This window comes from Paenibacillus physcomitrellae (assembly GCF_002240225.1).
Taxonomy (GTDB): domain Bacteria; phylum Bacillota; class Bacilli; order Paenibacillales; family Paenibacillaceae; genus Fontibacillus; species Fontibacillus physcomitrellae.
The window spans coordinates 4,377,831-4,396,601 of sequence record NZ_CP022584.1; the positions used below are offsets into that span (position 1 = coordinate 4,377,831).

Consider the following 18,771-nt stretch of genomic DNA (forward strand, 5'->3'; position numbering starts at 1 on the left):
TTTTGATTTTGGAGGGGAATAGTTTGGTTTTGCCTTATATCGGATGTTTTATCTTTCTAGCGGCAGCGTTTTATACGGATATTCGAACGATGAAAATACCCAATAAAATTACCGTGTTCGCTATGATTAGTGGTTTAGCCTTTCAGTTTGCTGTTCATGGAATTACAGGTCTCTGGTTTGGGCTTAAAGGGCTGGGCGTCGGATTTGGCATTATGCTGCTGCTGTACGTTTGCGGAGCAGTAGGCGGAGGAGACGTTAAGCTGTTTGGAGGCATTGGGGCGTGGACGGGCAGCTTGTTTACTTTAACAAGTCTGGTTTATTCGATTTTGGCAGGCGGTATCATCGGATTTGCAATTTTGCTTATTCGCGGAGAGATTGGCAGCAGGCTCTCCCAGTTGTGGCGAAGTATTTACGGGGCGGCAATATTACAAAGTTTGGGACCGTTAAAAGCTTCGCGGCAGAATATGGTTAAATTCCCGTTTATGGTTGCTGTCCTGCCCGGAACTATTGCGGCTTATCTGTATATGTAGGAGGGGAGAACTTGAACGCCTTCAAAACAGACTTTATCGAAAATAATGGGACTTATATGGTGCTCACGGATGAGGGGTGGCATTCCGGAAGCTTGAACCGCAATCAATGCGGTATGCTGGAGAACAACCGGATTCCACATCTGTTAAAGCTGAGTATTGAGGAAATTGATTTTCACGTAAAACTTCATTATGAAATTACGGGGAAACGTATGCTTTCTCATGTGCTCAAAAGTGAAAAAATGGACCAGGCCGAATTTTATGGACTGCTTCTTCAGATCACTACCGTTCTATCTGAGTGTAAAAAATATATGCTCGAGGCTTCCAGATTTGTGCTTAAGGAATCTTATATGTTCATCGAAGGGAGTTTGTCTTCAGGTGCCGTCTATTTAACTTATGTGCCGGTCAGGGAAATGAAATTAAACGATAATGAAGTTCTTCGGGAAGAAGGTTATAAAGAGACAGGGTCAAATCAGGCTAAGTTACTGCTGGATCTGGTCATGAGACTCATTCCGAATGTTGAGGGACTGGATGGAGCCGCTATCCAGCAAATTATTAAATTTTGCGGGAGCCCGTTAACGTTTACTTATTCCTCTTTTCGAGCTCTGCTGCTCCAACTGCTTGAAGGAGGGGCGGAAACAGAAGGGCAACTAAGTAATTGGCAAAAAGGATACGAACCTAAGGTTCAGGCGGATGCCGAACAGCCAGCCGAATGGAAACTGGATAAACAGGACGAGACCTTTGTCCATGAGCCATGGAGTCCGGCCATGGAGACGGGCAGCATGAGCAGCACGGCTTATCCTTCGCGGGGAGCTTTTTTTCCAGGCGCCGAATTTGGAGCTTTAGGAACGGTGGATGAGATGGGGACAGCTTCAGAAACGGAGGAAGAGGATGGGGCTGGAAGGGCCTCATCGTCGAGCAAACGTACGTATGTCTTGTTAGCAGCTGTATTGGTTTCGGCTCTGAGCTGGAAATTTCTTTATCTGGATACACCCGGGCGGAGTGGTCTTTACCTTTCCTTCATTATTACCCTTGCAGCAGGTGGGATTTCGATAGGGTTAATATACAAGACTTCATTTATTGGTCGGGTGATTGGTAAGCTGGCCGGTAAACAGGGAACGGGAAAGGAAAAGGGCAAGTGCAAGGGCAAGATGCCATTCAAAGAAACGAATACGGATTTGGGTCGTGAACCAGCCGGAATGGGGGAGCTAGCAGCGCCCAACGTTGTCCCGTTTAGCGGGCTAGCGCCAGCGCTGCCCGGAATCAGCCTCGGAGACGACAAACCAAAGGATTGGGCTGGAACCCTGGACAGTTTGTTTGGCAAACGTCAGGAACAGTCTGGTTCCAAAGTGATCGAATATCTTCCGGACGCCGCTGAACGACTCGTGGAGGAAGCGGCAGCTAACCAGCGTCAGGCTACTGTATTATTAAGCCGTGAACAGATGATGGAGGATGAAGCGGCCGGACGAATGGGAGTTCTGGAAAGGAGAGAGAAAGGGAAAGAGAGTTTGCAGCGAATTGAGCTTAAGGCAGGAAGCTTCGTGATTGGCAGAACTCCTGAGGTCGCACGGTTTATCGAAACTAGTCCAGGGACCTCAAGAGCGCATATCGAGATTCTGGTGAATGAACGAAACTGGAGAATTAAAGATCTCGGCTCCAGAAATGGAACCCTGCTGAACGGAGAGAACATGGTTCCATATAAGGATTATCCGCTCTCTCCGGGGGATGAATTCCGGATTGCCGGTGTAAGTTACAAGCTTTGCAATATGTAAGGACTTCCGAATTTTTAAATTATCCAGGGTTAATACTATTAAGATACTTCAGCCGCGCTGTTTCATATCAGCCAAAGCTTCAGCCAGTTCAGGATAATGGAAGGTGAACCCGGCTTCAAGCGCTTTTACCGGCAGCACCTTTTGCCCGTCCAGCAGCAGGGTGGAGCGTTCTCTCAAAGCCGCTTTTAGCAGAAAAGCCGGCAAAGGCAGCCAGTAAGGCCGATGATAATGTTTGGCGACGGTCCGTCCGAAGCTGTCGTTGGTAACAGGGGAAGGAGAGACGGCGTTTACAGGTCCGGAGAGGTTGGGATTTGTAATAGAAAAATCAATCAATCTCACCATATCCTCAAGGTGAATCCAGGACAGCCACTGCTTGCCGCTGCCGACTGGTCCGCCTGCCCCTAAGAGGAACGGCAGCTTCATTAGCGGGAACGCGCCGCCCGAATTGCCCAGCACAACGCCAGTTCTTAATTTTACAAGCCGCACGCCTTCATTGGCTATTTCATCTGCCGCGTTCTCCCATCGGGTTGTTACTTCTGACAGAAAATCCACGGGAGAAGTCTTTGAATGTTCATCAAAGGTCTGCTCGGTTGAGGTTCCGTATATGCCCACGGCGGAGCTCTGCACGACAACCTCAGGTTTATAGGACATACGGCGGATCCACTCAGCTGTTTGCTGTACGGTGGTTAATCGGCTGTCGATGATCTGCTGTTTGGTTTCTCTGGTCCAATTCTGATTCAATGAAGCCCCGGCAAGATTGACGATAGCATCAATCCGGCCCATTGCATTCGGGCTGTCCAGTATTTGTTCCCAGCTCCATTGCTCTATGACTGAAGGATCGATTCCTTCGATCTTCCTGCCGGGAGATCTGGTGATTAAGACAATTCGATTTCCCTGACTGAGCAGCAGAGGTATAAGCGCTCTTCCTATAAAGCCGGTTCCGCCGGCGATAGCGATCCTCATTACTAATGCCTCCTTTGAGTAGATATTTCAGTACAGCCAAGCCTCCCATTTGTCCTTGGGATTACACCAGATGGAAGCTTCTAGCTTTATTTTAGCATTCACGCTAAAATAGGGGGATATCCTGAATAAATAAGAGTCAGTGATTCCTGAAAGGAGCATTCCAATGTTAAAGATAGGTTCACACGTATCCTTTTCAGATAAAGGATTAATCACAGCAACCAAAGAAGCGGCCTCTTACGGGTCAAACACTTTTATGATATATACGGGAGCCCCGCAGAATACGCGCCGCAAACCGATTGAAAGCATGAACATCGAAGAAGGCAAAGTGCTGATGAATGAGGCAGGCATCGGCGAGATTGTGGTGCATGCTCCTTATATTATCAACCTGGGTTCGTACAAGTCCAATACCTACCAGCTTGCCGTGGATTTCTTACAGCAGGAAATTCATCGTACCCATGCGCTTGGCGTGACTCAAATTGTGCTTCATCCGGGCGCTTTTACAGATAAGGATGCTGAGTACGGCATTGATCGCATTGCCGAAGGCCTGAATGAAGTGCTGAACGGAACTAACGAAACGGACGTCCATATTGCCTTGGAGACAATGGCAGGCAAAGGGACTGAAATGGGACGCAGCTTTGAAGAGATTGCCCGCATTATCGACAAAGTTACTCACAATGAACGTCTAACGGTAACCATGGATACCTGTCACATTCACGATGCGGGTTACGATATCGTCAATGATCTGGACGGTGTGCTGAGCGAGTTTGACCGTCTCGTAGGCTTAAACAGAATCCAGGTTATGCATATTAATGATAGCAAAAACCCCGCCGGCTCCCGAAAAGACAGACATACGCCGCTGGGAACGGGTTATATCGGTTTTGAAGCGATCAGACGTTTCACCCAGCATGAGGCGCTGAAGCATTTGCCGTTCATTTTGGAGACGCCTTGGATCGGGAAAGACGCCAAAACGCAGCGTCCTATGTACGAGGTCGAGATTGCGCTTCTGCGCGGCAATGTAGCAGAACGTTTCGGCAGCGCGTTTGTTGAAGATTTGGACAAGCTCAGAGCGTTTTTTGCCAAACAGGATATTAAGTCCCGCAGCTTCGTGCTGGATACCTGGAATCTGTTGAAGAACGACGCTAAAGCTAAGAAAGCAGATCCCCGTGAACCGGTGGAGCGTCTTTATGATAAGGTCATGGAAGCGGATCTCTTCGCAGCTTTGAGTGAAGAAGAAGTGAATCAGCGTTTGATAGCTTGGCTTGCAGAGGAACAGGTCTAGGCTGACTGTTAGGGCTTTACTTCAGGCAGAGTATCTTTGAATCGGCCTGCCTGGTTGAGGGGCCAGTTAGATTTGAACTGATTTAAACTGAGGAAGGGGCAGGAGAAGGAATGACGGATAAACAGACGGAACAGCGTATTGGTGAGCAAAAGGAACAGAAACAGGGGCAGCACATCAAACCTCATCCGGGTTATTCGGGACAAGCCCGTGAGAATCGGGCGAGGATGCTGATTTCATGTCCGGACGGACCGGGAATCGTTGCGGCCGTATCCCGTTTTCTGTATGAGCATGGGGCAAACATCGTTCAGTCTGACCAATATACGATGGATCCCGAGGGCGGGATGTTTTTCATGAGGATCGAATTTGATCTGGATCAGCTCCCCGAGCGGGTTTCATCTATGGAGGAGGATTTTGAGGATGTAGCCCGGAAGTTCCAGATGAACTGGTCTATCCATCCCTTAAGCCAGCGTAAGAAGCTCGCTATCTTTGTTTCCAAGGAAGACCACTGTCTGGTTGAATTGCTTTGGCAGTGGCAGGCTGGAGACCTGGATGCGGATATCTCGATGGTAGTCAGCAACCATCCGGATATGGGCGACTATGTCCGTTCTTTCGGCATTCCTTATCATCACATTCCTGTAACCCCGGAAACCAAAAACGAGGCCGAACAGCGGCAGCTTGAGCTGGTGAACGGTAAAGTGGATGTGATTGTGCTGGCCAGATATATGCAAATTCTAAGTCCGGCTCTTATTCAGCCCTACCGGAACCGTCTGATTAATATTCATCATTCTTTCCTTCCGGCTTTTGTAGGCGGCAAACCTTATGCCCAGGCTTATGACCGCGGGGTGAAGATTATCGGAGCTACCGCTCACTATGTAACCGAGGAATTGGACGGAGGTCCAATTATCGAACAGGACGTTCAGCGCGTTAGTCATCGGGATAATGTAGCCGAACTGAAGCGGATCGGCCGTACAATTGAGCGGGTGGTGTTAGCGAGAGCCGTTAAATGGCATATCGAGGACCGGATTCTGGTTCACCAGAACAAAACGGTTGTTTTCAATTAGGTTCTTATTAAGAGTCTTTATTAATTAATCTTTATTAACTGCTCCTTATTAATTGCTTTTCTTATTAATTGCTTTTTAGGTAACTCTTTATATTTACCTGCTTTAAACAAAGCACTTTCCACTGGAAGCCGTCCGCTTCTTGAGGAAGTGCTTTATTTTTTACGCAAATAGTGTATAACCCCCCTGATTTTAAGGGTAATGTATGGGGAAAGGGGCAGTATGGGCCTCGGGCGCATCAAGGCTTCGGAGCCGAATTATCGAAAGTTGTAGAAAAAAGGTTAGATAGTGTGTTACAATAACAACAGATATAAAAAGTCATTTTGACTTTTTCAAAATGACGATATCAATACCCAATCATATTCCCTGGAAGGAATAGAGGAGGAAACAATTTCATGAGTTCAATTGAACAGAACAAAGAAATCGAAGCCTTGTCGATCACTACGATCCGTACGTTGGCTATCGACGCTATCGAGAAAGCAAATTCAGGACATCCGGGTATGCCAATGGGCTCCGCGCCAATGGGCTACCAATTGTTTGCAAAAACAATGAACCACAATCCGGCTAACCCAACATGGATTAACCGTGACCGTTTCGTACTGTCCGCAGGACATGGCTCCATGCTTCTTTACAGCTTGCTTCACCTGAGCGGCTATGATCTTTCCTTGGACGATTTGAAGCAATTCCGTCAATGGGGAAGTAAAACTCCAGGTCACCCTGAGTTTGGCCACACTGCTGGTGTAGACGCTACTACAGGCCCGCTTGGTCAAGGTATCGCAATGGCTGTGGGTATGGCAATGGCTGAACAGCATTTGGCTGCTACTTACAACAAAGGCAACCATAAGGTAGTTGATCACTATACATTCGGTATTTGCGGCGACGGCGACTTGATGGAAGGCGTTTCTGCTGAAGCAGCTTCCCTGGCTGGTCACCTGAAACTCGGCAAATTGATTTTCCTCTATGACTCCAACGATATTACTTTGGACGGTAAAGCAAACCTGAGCTTCTCCGAAAACGTAAGACAACGTTTTGACGCTTACGGCTGGCAAACGCTGTTCGTAGAAGACGGCAACGATCTGGACGCTATCGCAGCAGCCATCGAAGAAGCTAAGAAAGATACAGCTCGTCCAACTTTGATCGAAGTTAAAACTGTTATCGGCTACGGCAGCCCGAACAAACAAGGTATCGGCGGCCACGGCGGTACTCACGGTTCTCCACTGGGTAAAGACGAAGCTAAACTGACTAAAGATTTCTATAAATGGGTTTACGAAGAAGACTTCTATGTTCCACAAGAAGTTCGTGATCATTTTGCCCAAGTGAAAGCTAACGGCATTGAAGCCAACAAAACATGGGATGAGCAATTCGCGAAATACAAAGCTGAATTCCCAGAGCTGGCTGCTCAATTCGAATTGGCTATTTCCGGCGGACTTCCTGAAGGCTGGGATAAAGATCTGCCTAAATACACGAAAGACGACAAAGCGGTTTCCACTCGCGTAGCTTCCGGTAACGCTTTGAACGGTCTGGCTCCTAACGTGCCTAACCTGGCCGGCGGCTCCGCTGACTTGGAAAGCTCCACTATGACTCACCTGAAAGGTCTTACGAACTTCGCTCCAGGCAGCTACGAAGGCCGCAATATTTACTTCGGCGTTCGTGAGTTCGGTATGGCTACAGCTATGAACGGTATCGCTTTGCACAGCGGTATTAAAGTATTCGGCGGTACATTCTTTGTATTTACCGACTACCTGCGTCCGGCTGTTCGTCTGGCAAGCTTGATGAAGCTGCCTGTAACTTACGTGCTTACGCATGACAGTATTGCTGTCGGTGAAGACGGTCCTACACATGAACCAATCGAACAATTGGCTTCCCTGCGTATCATTCCAGGTCTGACTGTTATTCGTCCTGCTGACGGCAACGAAACTTCCGCAGCTTGGGCTTATGCAGTTGAGAACACATCGAGCCCGGTTGCTCTGGTTCTGACTCGTCAAAACCTGCCTATCCTGGATAATACGGCTGAACTGGCTCGCGAAGGTATCAAACGCGGTGGTTATGTTGTATCCGACGCAAAAGACGGCAAATCAGTTGCTCAATTGATCGCAACAGGTTCCGAAGTTCAACTGGCTGTGAAAGCACAAGCCAAATTGGCAGAGGAAGGCATCCAAGTACGGGTTGTCAGCCTGCCAAGCTTCGACCTCTTCGAGAAACAAGATAAAGCTTACAAAGATTCCGTTATTCTTCCAGACGTTAAAGCCCGCGTAGGTATCGAAATGGCTTCTCCGTTCGGATGGGAGCGTTATGTAGGCGATAGCGGCAAAATCCTCGGTATCGACACTTTCGGTGCTTCTGCCCCTGGTGACAAAGTCATCGCAGAATACGGATTTACCGTTGAAAATGTAGTGAAGCTGGTTAAAGAACAGCTGTAATAGGATAGCAAAGCGCTGCGGATCATCCGCAGCGCTTGCCTTTCTATGTCTCAAGAGAAATAAAAAAACGGCTTACCGCCAATTGACGATAAAGCCGTTTTGTTCTCTAGAGGAGAGAGGGAATCAGTTCCCCCGGGTTACTTCTGATTGTCCGCAATCCGGTGGCCGATCCACTGTTCGTATACTTTTACGACAGCTGAAAGATCCTCGTCGCCGAACCCTTGCGTTTGTCCAGCCTGGAATAAGGATTTGGCCAGATTCAGCATCGGAGAAGGCATCCCGGCTCCGTCATTCATGGATGACGCCAGCTTCAAGTCTTTCAGCATCAAAGCCAGGGAGAACTGGTTATCGAAATTATGTTCAATAATCTTGAGGCCTTTCAGATCCGCGGCTTTGCTGCCCGCTGAACCGAGCTGAACCAGCTCCAGGAATGTATCGACCGGCAATCCGGCTTTGGAAGCCATAGCAAAACCTTCGGCGAGAGCCAGGTTATTGATGCCGACTATCGTGTTGTGGGCCAGTTTGGCAATGGAGCCTGTACCGTTTTCGCCCATGTGAAGGACTTTTTTGCCCATCGTGTCAAAAATATCCCGCTGCGCTTCTACGGTTTCGGCAGGTCCGCCGACCATAAACACGAGCGTGCCGTCAATAGCCGCAGGTTTGCTGCCCGTAACAGGCGCATCCAGGAAGCTACCGCCTTTGGCGGCTACTTTCTCGGCAAGCTGTTTGGACAAAGCGGGAGAAATAGTACTGGAATCGATTACGACCGTACCTTCCGTCAATCCGGCAAGCAGGCCGTCCTGCCCGTCGTAGACGGCTTCAATCGAGCGGTCGTCACTAACCATAGTGATAACAACGTCTTGGCTGGCTGCAGCTTCGCGAGGCGTAAGGGCAACAGCGGCGCCTTCTTTGGATAGTTCTTCCGCTTTGGCGGTAGATCGGTTATACACCGTAACGGCATATCCTTTTTTCAGAAGATTGGAGGCCATGGGTGCGCCCATCGTGCCTAGTCCGATAAATCCGATTTTTTTCATCTCTCGTCACCTTCTATATCTATTTTTAAATACTTCGTCTATTTTACCACGACAAATGGTAGGTGGGTAATGTCCTTGTGTTCATTGGCGAATTAAAGTATCCTAAATTTGGTTGCCAGAATAGGACAAGATGAGACGAAGTTTTGCAAGTGCACACTCAAAGCAAGTTACTCCAACAGAGTATACTAAAACAAAGTTAACGGAGGCGTTATCCTAATGTCTAAACAAGTTAGTTTTGATTACAGCAAAGCCCTTTCGTTCGTAAACCAACATGAAATCGATAATTTGGCAGAACCTATCCGTGTAGCTCATGAGCAGCTGCATAAAGGAACTGGCGCAGGTTCCGACTACCTGGGCTGGATCGATCTGCCCACTGCATACGACAAAGAAGAATTTGCCCGCATTCAGCAGGCAGCCAAGAAGATCCAAAGCGATTCCGAAGTGCTGATCGTAATCGGTATCGGCGGTTCTTACCTGGGCGCGCGCGCAGCAATCGAAGCGCTGCAGCATTCTTTCTACAACCTGCTGCCTAAAGACAAGCGCAAAACGCCTGAAATCTATTTTGCCGGCAACAACATCAGCTCCACTTATGTAACACATCTGCTGGACCTGATCGAAGGCAAAGATTTCTCCGTTAACGTGATTTCCAAATCCGGTACAACAACTGAGCCGGCAATCGCTTTCCGTATCTTCCGCAAAGCTTTGGAAGAGAAATACGGTAAAGAAGAAGCCCGCAAACGGATCTACGCAACAACAGACCGCGAAAGAGGCGCGCTGAAGAAATTGGCTAACGAAGAAGGCTACGAAAGCTTCGTGATTCCTGATGACGTAGGCGGACGTTATTCCGTTCTTACGGCTGTAGGTTTGCTGCCAATCGCAGCTGCCGGCATCAACATCGAGGAAATGATGAAAGGTGCAGCCGACGCCGCTAAAGAATACAGCAACCCTAACGTGGCTGAAAACGGCGCTTACCAATACGCCGCTGTCCGCAACGCTTTGTACCGCAAAGGCAAAGTAACCGAAATTCTGGTTAACTATGAGCCATCCCTGCACTATGTTTCTGAATGGTGGAAACAGCTGTACGGCGAAAGCGAAGGCAAAGACTACAAAGGTATCTATCCGGCTTCTGTAGACTTCTCGACTGACCTTCACTCCATGGGTCAATTTATCCAGGAAGGTAACCGCAACATCTTTGAAACTGTGATCCAGGTTGAGGAAGCCAAAGCCCATATCACAATCGAAGAAGATCCAGCCGATCTGGACGGATTGAACTTCCTGACTGGCAAAACAATGGACTTCGTGAACAAAAAAGCGTTCCAGGGAACGTTGCTTGCGCACACGGACGGTCAAGTGCCTAACCTGATCGTAAACGTGAAAGACATGAGCCCATACTCCTTCGGCTACCTCGTTTATTTCTTCGAGAAAGCTTGCGGCGTGAGTGGCTACTTGTCCGGCGTTAACCCATTTGACCAACCGGGCGTTGAAGCATACAAGAAAAACATGTTCGCCCTGCTTGGCAAACCAGGCTACGAGAAAGAAAAAGCCGAGCTGGAAGCAAGACTTACCGAGTAGTTTTTGAAGGTTAGTTCTTACCTTACTAGTCCGAATAGGCTATAATAATAGCAGACCTCAAGAAGCAGTTCGCAGCCTTCAGGCGGAACTGCTTTTTGTTTACAACAAGATGCTCATACTCCTATCAAGTTTGCGCTTTTTATCGAATCATGCATCATTACGGCATAAAAGGAAGGTTCACACATATGCTTACTACATACAAAACGGTCCGCCGTGAAGGCAGCAAAGAAATTGTCATCAGGAAATCTAGATTTATCGGCCATATTCGGCCTGTCGAGACGGAAGAAGAAGCGGTGGCTTTCATCGAAGAGATCAAGAAGCAGCATTGGAATGCTACCCATAATTGTTCCGCTTACATGATAGGCGAACGTGACGAAATCCAGAAGCAGTCGGATGACGGAGAGCCGAGCGGTACGGCGGGTAAACCGATTTTGGAAGTGATCCGCAACCAAGGATTAAAAAATGTCGCAATCGTGGTGACTCGTTATTTTGGCGGAATCATGCTGGGAGCAGGCGGATTGATCCGGGCTTATACCGATGGAGCTGTTGCAGCAATTGAGGCAGGAGATCCAATTATTCGTGTACTGCACCGCGAAATTGTTGTAGAATTGGACTATACCTGGTTGGGTAAAGTTGAGAATGAGCTGAGAAATCGGGGAATCCGAATGGGACAAACCGAATTCACCGACAAAGTTAGACTCACTTGCCTTCCGCTTGAGCCTGAGGCCGAGCAGTTTAAAACATGGATGACCGATTTAACACAAGGACAGTCTCAGATTACGGAAGGTGAAAGCATCTTTTATATCGAAGGAGAGTAGTCTATGGCGAGAAGAGCAGTAGAGCATGAATTGACGAGAGAGAGGATCATGGAGGCAGCCAGGCATTTGTTTATTACCAAAGGATACCGATCGATTTCCATGCGAAGCATCGGTCAGCATTTGGGTTACAGTCATGGTTCGCTGTATTATCATTTTAAGGAAAAAGCCGAGTTGTTTTACGCGATTGTCATCCAGGATTTTCACCATGTTACGCTACTGTTTGACCAAGTCATGGAAGGGCCGCTGGAGCCAGGGTTAACGCGCATCGAGCAGCTCATGCTGGAATTTATTAAATTTGGTTTGGATCATCCGCATCAATATGAAATTATGTTTATGCTTCGGGATGAAGAAATCCTGGCCTACTGCCGGTCCGAACAAACCAAATGCTATGAGCATTTTGCCTCGATTGTCCGTAAGCATTTGAGGGAAGAAGGACACCCGCTTCGGAATAACTTAACGCTCCCACATCATATGTTCCTCAGTTTGAACGGATTTATTTCCAACCATATTCAAGGCCGGGTGAGTTTTGAGGAGATCAAACCTTCAGCCATTGCCCATGTTCAATTTCTGAACTACAACATTAACGCCGGATAAACGGCTTTTTATTTAACCTTATCGCTTTAGTCAATTGCATCAATATAACGTTAACTCATTAAATAATTAAATCAACCCTATTAGTTGAATAAAAAACGGAAGCTCCACTTCCCTGCAGGCTGCAAAAAGCTAATCCCGCGATAAATCAGCAGATCGGCTTTTTGCGGCGGCATAAGGGACAATCCCGGATTTCCAAATTCTCCTATTCCTCGTTGACGTTCCCGCCCTGGTCTGATAAAGTATTTTTAAATCATAGTAAGTTGATGAGAATAATTAATGTAGCGGGGCATAGGGAGGTCGAATGGGGATGCATGTCGAAGTCCGGCATTTGGATAAACATTTTGGAGATTTTCATGCCGTCAAAGATGTCAGCTTTGAAATTGAAAAAGGGAAATTGATTGGTCTGCTGGGTCCAAGCGGCGGGGGGAAAACATCCATTCTCCGCATGCTGGCCGGCTTGGAGCAGCCTGATCAGGGAGATATTCTATTTCACGGTGAACGTGTAAACCGATTGAGCCCGCAGGACCGCGGCATTGGGTTTGTATTTCAAAGCTATGCCCTGTTTAAGCACATGACGGTTTTTGACAATATTGCGTTTGGATTAAAGATCAAGAAACTGCAGAAGGCCCAAATTCGGGAACGGGTTATGGAACTGGTTGAGCTGACGGGTCTTAAAGGTTTTGAAAAAAGATTACCGCACCAGCTGTCCGGCGGACAACGTCAGCGGGTCGCTTTTGCCCGCGCGCTTGCCCCGAGCCCTCAGCTGCTGCTGCTGGATGAACCCTTTGCGGCGATCGACGCCAAGATCAGGCAGGAGCTGCGCTCCTGGCTGCGCGAGCTGATCGATGAGGTTGGAATTACGTCCATCTTTGTAACCCACGATCAGGAGGAAGCCATCGAAGTGGCGGACGAAATTATGATTATCAATCAAGGAAAGCTTGAGCAGAAAGGCACTCCTTGGGATCTATATAAGGAGCCGAATACGCCGTTTGTGGCCTCTTTTATCGGTCAATCTACGCTGGTCGAGCATGCCGCCGCTTTAAAAGGGTTTGAAGAAGAATCCAGGGGCGGCAGCACACAGGCGTTGATCCGACCTGAATATATTGAAATTGGACCGGAATCCGAGTTTGCGCTGCTTTCCGCAACGGCCGGCGGAGTGGTCAAGCACCTGCATTTCCGCGGCAGCGAGTGGCTGGTGGAAGTCGAGGTTGGCGGACAAACGCTGACGACCTTCCGTTCCCTGGAGAAAGAAAATCTGGAGATCGGACAGGAAATCCGCGTGCTGGTTCACCGCGCCTACCTGTTTAATGAAGAGCGCAGCTGGATTGCCGAAAATCCGCTGAAACGGGACTCGTTCAGCGTTATCATTTAAAAATATCCGCGTTTATGCACATAAAACGCCATGCCGCTTGTTCCAAGATTGGAGAAGCCAGCCTGGCGTTTGTGTTGTTTGTGTTGTTTGTGGTTTTTGCAAAGAACCTCACGATTCGTTGTTCACGATGCCCGCAAACGGGTTATACTCTGGAGCGGACTTCCTGACGTATGAACAGAACATACGACAGACCAAAGCAGATGATCGTTGCGGCGAGCAGGCCGGTCAGCTGCGGCCAAATCAGCAGCAGGCTTTGCCCCAGTGACAGAGGGCTCGCAATCGCTCCAACGAGCTGATCCATGGTCAGCGGGCCCAGCGAACGAACGCCTGGGGACAGCATGGTCGTTAGGGTCTCCGAGAACAGCTCCGTCGGCGAAATCCGGTTCAGCGTCAAGATGAAGTTGATATGGTTCAGCTGGGTTTCCGGCGCCGCCGTTTGCGCTACCGCCGTCGCGCTGTCGATCATGTTGATGATCATGCTGTAAAAAATAGTAAAGAACAGCCAGATGGCAATCGACGACAAGGCCGAAGTTGCCGCCTGCCGGAAGCGGATTGAGAACAGGATGGACAGGTTCAGCCAGAAGCCGATATAGATGACGGCCATCAGCAGGAAAACAATTATCCGCAGAAATTCTTCCGGCGTAGGCGGATAACCGATGGTAAATAACCCCAGTCCCATCACCAGAAAGCCAAGCGAAAAAACAACGACGGTGATGACGAACAAGGCGGAAACGAATTTGGCCTTGATGAAGTCGTCCCTGTAAATGGGCTGCGACAACAGCCGTCCCAAGGTGCCCTTGTTCCGCTCGGAGTTGACGGCGTCAAAACCAAGCGTAATCCCGATCAATGGACCAAGCCAGGACAGGAACGTGGAGAAGGACGGTACGGCCAGCGACGAGCTCGTTAAGGTATACATTTTTAGAAATAGAAACGTATCGCCGCTGCCAGAAGTGTCGTTGGCGGCAGCATCGCCGGAGCGGATGGCGGTGACCGCCGCATAAATGGACCCGATGCAGGCCAGCACAATAATGGCCATCAAGATGCCGAAACGCCAGCTTCGGAAATGGTCGCCGCATTCTTTCTCCACCATCACCCAAAATGAGGAGGCGGTGCGGGAGCGTTCTCCCGCCTGCTCCAGATCGCGGCGGGGACGAAGCTGCGCCCAGACCTTCCTTGCCGTCTCCCGAACCGTACTCAGCCGGAGCATTTCGGTGAGCGGGCGGTTCGATTGCGTCTTGTTCAAGGAAGTCATGACTCCTCTCTCCTTTCAAAATAGCGGTGGTAAATGTCGTCCAGACCGTATTCCTTGCGGCGGATGTAATAGAGCTCCGCCCCGCTGTGAATGACGGCTTCGGCAATTTGCGCCGTCAAGTCGCGGTCGCAGACAATCGTGACGATCGGGCCGTGTTCATTCTCGGCCGCGTCCGGCTGCTCTCCTCGGAACGGCTGCTCTCCGCCTAGCCTTTTGCCGGCCTCGGCTGCCGGCTTGCGGATTTCGGTTACCCCTTCCAGAGCGGAAATGGCTTCGTCCAGCGGCTCCAGCCACTCTTTGACCCCAACCTCAACATAATAATTGCCGTCTTCGTCAAGCTGCTCGGACAAAGAGCGGATGTCGCCCGCAGCGATCAACTGGCCTTGAACGAACAGGCCGACCCGGTCGCAGATTTGCTGCACCTGGTGCAAATGGTGGGAGGACAGCAGCACGGTCAACTGCTCATCGCGGCTGAGCGCCGAGATCAGTGCAAGCAGCTCGCGCACCCCTTCGGGGTCAATCCCAAGCGTCGGTTCGTCGAGGATAATAACCTCGGGGTTTTTGATCAGAACGTCCGCGAGTCCAAGCCGCTGCCGCATCCCGCGCGAAAACGCCCCTACCTTTTTGCCCGCGTGTTCGGATAAGCCCGTTTTCTCAAGCAGGGCGGCGGCTTTGACTACCGCATCCTCCCGGGAAATCCCGTTTAGTCGGGCGGTATAGATCAAATTATCCAAAGCAGTTCTGTCCTCGTAAAAGCCGATGTCGTCCGGCAGGTAGCCGACTTTGCGTTTCACCTTCAGCGCTTCCCTGGCCGGGTTCAGCCCGCATATTTTGGCCTGGCCCGAAGTGGGTTCGGTTAGTCCAAGCATCATCAAAATGGTTGTGGTTTTTCCGGCGCCGTTGGGACCAAGCAGCCCGAAGATTTCTCCCCGGGAGATCGTTAAATTCAAATGATTCACGGCGGTCGTATCGCCGTATTTCTTGGTTAGTCCTTTGAGTTCAATAACTGGCCCCGCAGCGAGCGGTGCGGCTGCTGCAGCCGGAGTGGGTGTCATGCCGGCAGTCATCGCTTATCTTCTCCCGAATTTCCGGAACAGATAATAAATGCCGGCGATGACGATCAGTATGATGAGAATCCCCACCCATCCCCATAATACCGATGATTTAACCGTCACCCGGATATCCGCGTTTGCGCTTTTGCTGGCCGAAGATGCCGTCAGGCTGACAACGTAGTCGCCGGAAAGAGCTTTACTGCTGGATTTGATCGTAGCCTGTACCTGTTTGCTTTCCCCCGGAGCAATGGAGTTGATGGAGGAAGGCTCAAAGGAAACCGACCAGTCAGTTGGCGTGTTGGATGAGAAAGACAAGTCCTGCAGCTCGGCGGAGCCGGTGTTTTGCACGACCAGCGTCAGCTTGCGTTCCGCACCGGCTTTGACGTCCGTGCTCAGGACATCGTCCGATGTGGAAAATTTCATATCATACGTACCGGTTACCACTGCTTCAATGCTGGCATTGGCCGTCGTATCGCCGCTGGTGGCCGAAAGCGGAATTTTGTAGGTGCCGGCTTTGACCTGTTCCGGCGGTTTGACCTGAATCGAAATCGTCTTCTCGGAATTCGGATCGACCTCAACCGAAGTCACGCTGTTGCTGTCGAGCTGGAAGCGGACGTCCCAGCCGTCTTCGGCTCCGGCGCTCAAGGCGTAGGTTTGTTTCTGAAGCGTCCGGTTCCGGAGCACCGCACTGTAAGTAAATGTGGAGTCCGAATAACCTTCCATATTGGCTTGATCCAGCGTAAATTCTGTTTTAAAGGTTCCTTGCTCGGAAACGTTGACCACCAGCGGAAGCGATGCCTGGTCTGCCTTCAGAGTGAAAGAGTAACGGCCTTTGTTGATCTTGAGCGGCACGTCTAAATCCAGAGTAAAGGTTTGCGTTTCAACCGGTTTTACGGCAATGCGGGAGATTTCCCGGCCGCCTGCGGACAAATTATATTTCCAGTCGCTGTTTTGTGTTTCCAGGGAAATATCGGCGGAAGAGGTAGCTGACCCGTGATTGACGAGATCCACCGAATAAGACACGGTTTCTCCCGGCGCAGCCGACCATTCCAAATAGGGAGTATATAATTCCAGCGCCCCTGCTGCCGCAGCGCGGGGAGATTCAGCCAGCACGCTGCCGCCAAGGGCGGTGAACAGGACCATGATGGACAGCGCCGCTTTTCGTAACGATAAAAGCATGTTGGTTCCTCCTGTTTCATAGAAATGTCGAAATGCGGTGATGCAAGCGGATGGCGATTAAGTCTTGTATACGTTGTTATTGCCTTTTGCTGCGTTTTGCTGTTTTGCGGCCGCAGGGATGGGCCCCTCGCCTGCGGCTGCAAGGCTTTTTTGTCTTCTCTCCGCTTGCCCTTCATTTTGGATACGAACGAACAAACGGTTTGGATTTATGCTTTTACAAAAAAAGTGGTTTTCAAATTCTTTGGTTTTTGGTAAAACGGGAGATGAATGAAACAGAAGGCTTTTGCGGGAGGGCGGAGGAATGGACCTGCAAAATGAAGAGATGACCGGGCTGCTGCGTGAAATGTGCAGTGGCTCGGTGAAGGCGTTTGACGCGTTTTATGCCCATTATGCTCCATTTGTGCTGCAGGTGGCCTTGCGCCTGGCAGGAGACCGGATGGAAGCGGAGGATATCTGCCACGAAGTATTTTTGGAGGTGCTCCGCAAAGGGGTAGCTTACGATAAAGGGCGCGGGTCGATCAAAGCCTGGCTGGCGGTTTTGACGCGCAGCCGCAGCATTGACCGGCTGCGCCGCCAATCGCGGCTGCAGTATCCGGGAGACGAGGCGCTGGAAGCAGAAGCGGGCGGCGTTTCCGGCTCAGGTGAAGACGAAGCGCTGTCCAGTCTGGAGCGCGAGGCTTTGCAAACGGCGATTTATGCACTGCCGGAACCGCAGAAGAAAGCGATCATGGGTTCTTATTATTCGCTGCAAACCCAGCGGGAAATGTCGGAGGCGTGGAACGTGCCAATTGGCACCGTCAAATCGTGGGTGCGGTACGGGCTTGGCAATTTGCGCAGGCAAATGGAGAAGCAGGGCTGGGGGGATCAACTGGAAGGAGGAAGCCGGCATGAGCGAACAGATCGGTCTCAATAAAACGATGCTGGGGATCAAGGGCCTGAATGAACAAGGCAAGCAGGACGCCTGCCTTCGCCTTTATTCCGAACAGGATTGGATTGATTGGCTGCTCGGCTCCATACCGGAAAGCAGGGCCGTCGAAATGGCCGCGCACGCTGCTGCTTGTCCTTCCTGCAAAATTCTTAAACGACGCTGGGAGGGCATTTTAGGAACAAACCTGGATGAGGATCAAGGACAAGACGGTGAGTATGAAGCGGTTGAAACCGTTGATACCGTTAGAGCGACTCAAGCCGCTGTAGCGGCTGCCATCCATGCTTATGATGCTGAAGCTGAATTTCCACAGGACCGGATCAGGAAGCAGCTGCGGCATAAGGTCAGAATGATCGGCCTTCGCCGGAAAATCAGCGGGTTGTTTGTATCGCGCTGGAAATGGACCCTGGGTTTTGCGGCAGCTCTTATGCTGCTGATCATTTTCTGGGCGGCGCTGCCGCTGGCTCATCCGGATACCGAGTGGAACCGTTATGTGAAGACCTATGAACCGGAGGCGCTGCAAGTCCTGTCCGATCCGCAGACAGTCTCCTACCCGCTGCATTGGGGAGGGAAGGAGCCGCAGCTCGGTAAAATGTGGTATAATGCGGATTCCAAAGAGGTGCTCATGCTGGTGGGGGGTCTGGTTCCCGGCAAAGGCCAGACCGTCCGCGTGTGGCTGGTGAATCAAAGCAGTGAAGACAATTTGGGTTTGCTGCGCTATGACGCCAACCGAGCTCATCTTTATGTAAGAGACAAGACGATTTCTCCCGCGGACAATATCGTATTGACGATTGAGCCGGAGGGAGGACCGGCGCGTATTCATGCCGATTCAGGCGCTGCCGGGGCTATATCCGTTGATTTTATCGAACGGTAACAACAGCCAGGAACGAGTCAACCATAGGGACTAAAGAATCAAGTAATCCCCGGCAGGTTGTCCGGCGGCACGAGCGCGGG

The 18,771-nt window shown here is 50.2% G+C and carries 16 protein-coding genes; 11 read left to right on the forward strand and 5 right to left on the reverse strand.

What is annotated here, in order from left to right; translation table 11 throughout:
- The first annotated feature begins 29 nt into the window (after positions 1 to 29).
- Entirely contained in the window at positions 30 to 530 is a 501-nt protein-coding gene (locus tag CBE73_RS19710) for an A24 family peptidase (protein WP_308420937.1), read from the forward strand.
- 11 nt (positions 531 to 541) lie between these two features.
- Complete coding sequence (locus tag CBE73_RS19715) at positions 542 to 2,299, forward strand: DUF6382 domain-containing protein (RefSeq protein WP_094095690.1); 1,758 nt, start codon at positions 542 to 544, stop codon at positions 2,297 to 2,299.
- A 48-nt stretch (positions 2,300 to 2,347) separates the two neighbouring features.
- On the opposite strand, the gene CBE73_RS19720 is transcribed toward CBE73_RS19715, so the two are convergent.
- On the reverse strand, positions 2,348 to 3,262 hold the full coding sequence (locus CBE73_RS19720; protein ID WP_094095691.1) for a TIGR01777 family oxidoreductase: 915 nt from the start codon (positions 3,260 to 3,262) through the stop codon (positions 2,348 to 2,350).
- A 163-nt stretch (positions 3,263 to 3,425) separates the two neighbouring features.
- On the opposite strand from CBE73_RS19720, the gene CBE73_RS19725 reads away from it, so the two are divergent.
- The 3 genes from CBE73_RS19725 (at position 3,426) to tkt (ending at position 8,019) form a co-directional block, all read left to right on the forward strand.
- The gene (locus CBE73_RS19725) at positions 3,426 to 4,541 is read left to right on the forward strand and encodes a deoxyribonuclease IV (protein ID WP_094095692.1); all 1,116 of its coding nucleotides are present in this window, start codon (positions 3,426 to 3,428) and stop codon (positions 4,539 to 4,541) included.
- Between the two features lie 110 nt (positions 4,542 to 4,651).
- Positions 4,652 to 5,602, forward strand: a complete 951-nt coding sequence (gene purU, locus CBE73_RS19730; RefSeq protein WP_094095693.1) for a formyltetrahydrofolate deformylase — start codon at positions 4,652 to 4,654, stop codon at positions 5,600 to 5,602.
- A 392-nt stretch (positions 5,603 to 5,994) separates the two neighbouring features.
- Positions 5,995 to 8,019, forward strand: a complete 2,025-nt coding sequence (tkt, locus tag CBE73_RS19735; protein ID WP_094095694.1) for a transketolase — start codon at positions 5,995 to 5,997, stop codon at positions 8,017 to 8,019.
- 137 nt (positions 8,020 to 8,156) lie between these two features.
- On the opposite strand, the gene CBE73_RS19740 is transcribed toward tkt, so the two are convergent.
- Entirely contained in the window at positions 8,157 to 9,053 is an 897-nt protein-coding gene (locus CBE73_RS19740) for an NAD(P)-dependent oxidoreductase (RefSeq protein WP_094095695.1), read from the reverse strand.
- A gap of 216 nt (positions 9,054 to 9,269) precedes the next feature.
- Between CBE73_RS19740 and CBE73_RS19745 the strand changes: the two genes are divergently transcribed.
- From CBE73_RS19745 to CBE73_RS19760, 4 genes are all read left to right on the forward strand, one after another.
- Complete coding sequence (locus CBE73_RS19745; protein ID WP_094095696.1) at positions 9,270 to 10,625, forward strand: glucose-6-phosphate isomerase; 1,356 nt, start codon at positions 9,270 to 9,272, stop codon at positions 10,623 to 10,625.
- Positions 10,626 to 10,810: 185 nt separating this feature from the next.
- Positions 10,811 to 11,443 carry a YigZ family protein gene (locus tag CBE73_RS19750; protein ID WP_094095697.1) on the forward strand — a complete coding sequence of 211 codons (633 nt, stop codon included), beginning with the start codon at positions 10,811 to 10,813 and terminating at the stop codon, positions 11,441 to 11,443.
- 3 nt (positions 11,444 to 11,446) lie between these two features.
- Entirely contained in the window at positions 11,447 to 12,037 is a 591-nt protein-coding gene (locus CBE73_RS19755; protein ID WP_094095698.1) for a TetR/AcrR family transcriptional regulator, read from the forward strand.
- A 307-nt stretch (positions 12,038 to 12,344) separates the two neighbouring features.
- Positions 12,345 to 13,409 (forward strand): sulfate/molybdate ABC transporter ATP-binding protein, encoded by a 1,065-nt coding sequence (locus CBE73_RS19760; protein WP_094095699.1) that lies wholly within the window; start codon positions 12,345 to 12,347, stop codon positions 13,407 to 13,409.
- A 142-nt stretch (positions 13,410 to 13,551) separates the two neighbouring features.
- Here the strand turns inward: CBE73_RS19760 and CBE73_RS19765 are convergent, their stop codons facing one another.
- Genes CBE73_RS19765 through CBE73_RS19775 form a run of 3 tightly spaced genes read right to left on the reverse strand, consistent with a single transcriptional unit; the run spans position 13,552 to position 16,892 of the window.
- Entirely contained in the window at positions 13,552 to 14,661 is a 1,110-nt protein-coding gene (locus CBE73_RS19765) for an ABC transporter permease (protein WP_094095700.1), read from the reverse strand.
- Complete coding sequence (locus CBE73_RS19770; RefSeq protein ID WP_094095701.1) at positions 14,658 to 15,728, reverse strand: ABC transporter ATP-binding protein; 1,071 nt, start codon at positions 15,726 to 15,728, stop codon at positions 14,658 to 14,660. The genes CBE73_RS19765 and CBE73_RS19770 overlap by 4 nt, the downstream gene beginning before the upstream one ends.
- Before the next feature lie 3 nt (positions 15,729 to 15,731).
- A complete protein-coding gene (locus CBE73_RS19775) occupies positions 15,732 to 16,892 on the reverse strand; it encodes a COG1470 family protein (protein ID WP_094095702.1) in 1,161 nt (386 codons plus the stop codon).
- Between the two features lie 301 nt (positions 16,893 to 17,193).
- Here CBE73_RS19775 and CBE73_RS19780 point away from each other — a divergent pair, with 301 nt between their 5' ends.
- Entirely contained in the window at positions 17,194 to 17,805 is a 612-nt protein-coding gene (locus tag CBE73_RS19780; protein ID WP_094095703.1) for an RNA polymerase sigma factor, read from the forward strand.
- Positions 17,780 to 18,691, forward strand: a complete 912-nt coding sequence (locus tag CBE73_RS19785) for an anti-sigma factor (RefSeq protein ID WP_094095704.1) — start codon at positions 17,780 to 17,782, stop codon at positions 18,689 to 18,691. Before CBE73_RS19780 ends, CBE73_RS19785 begins: the two co-directional genes overlap by 26 nt.
- Positions 18,692 to 18,771: the final 80 nt, after the last annotated feature.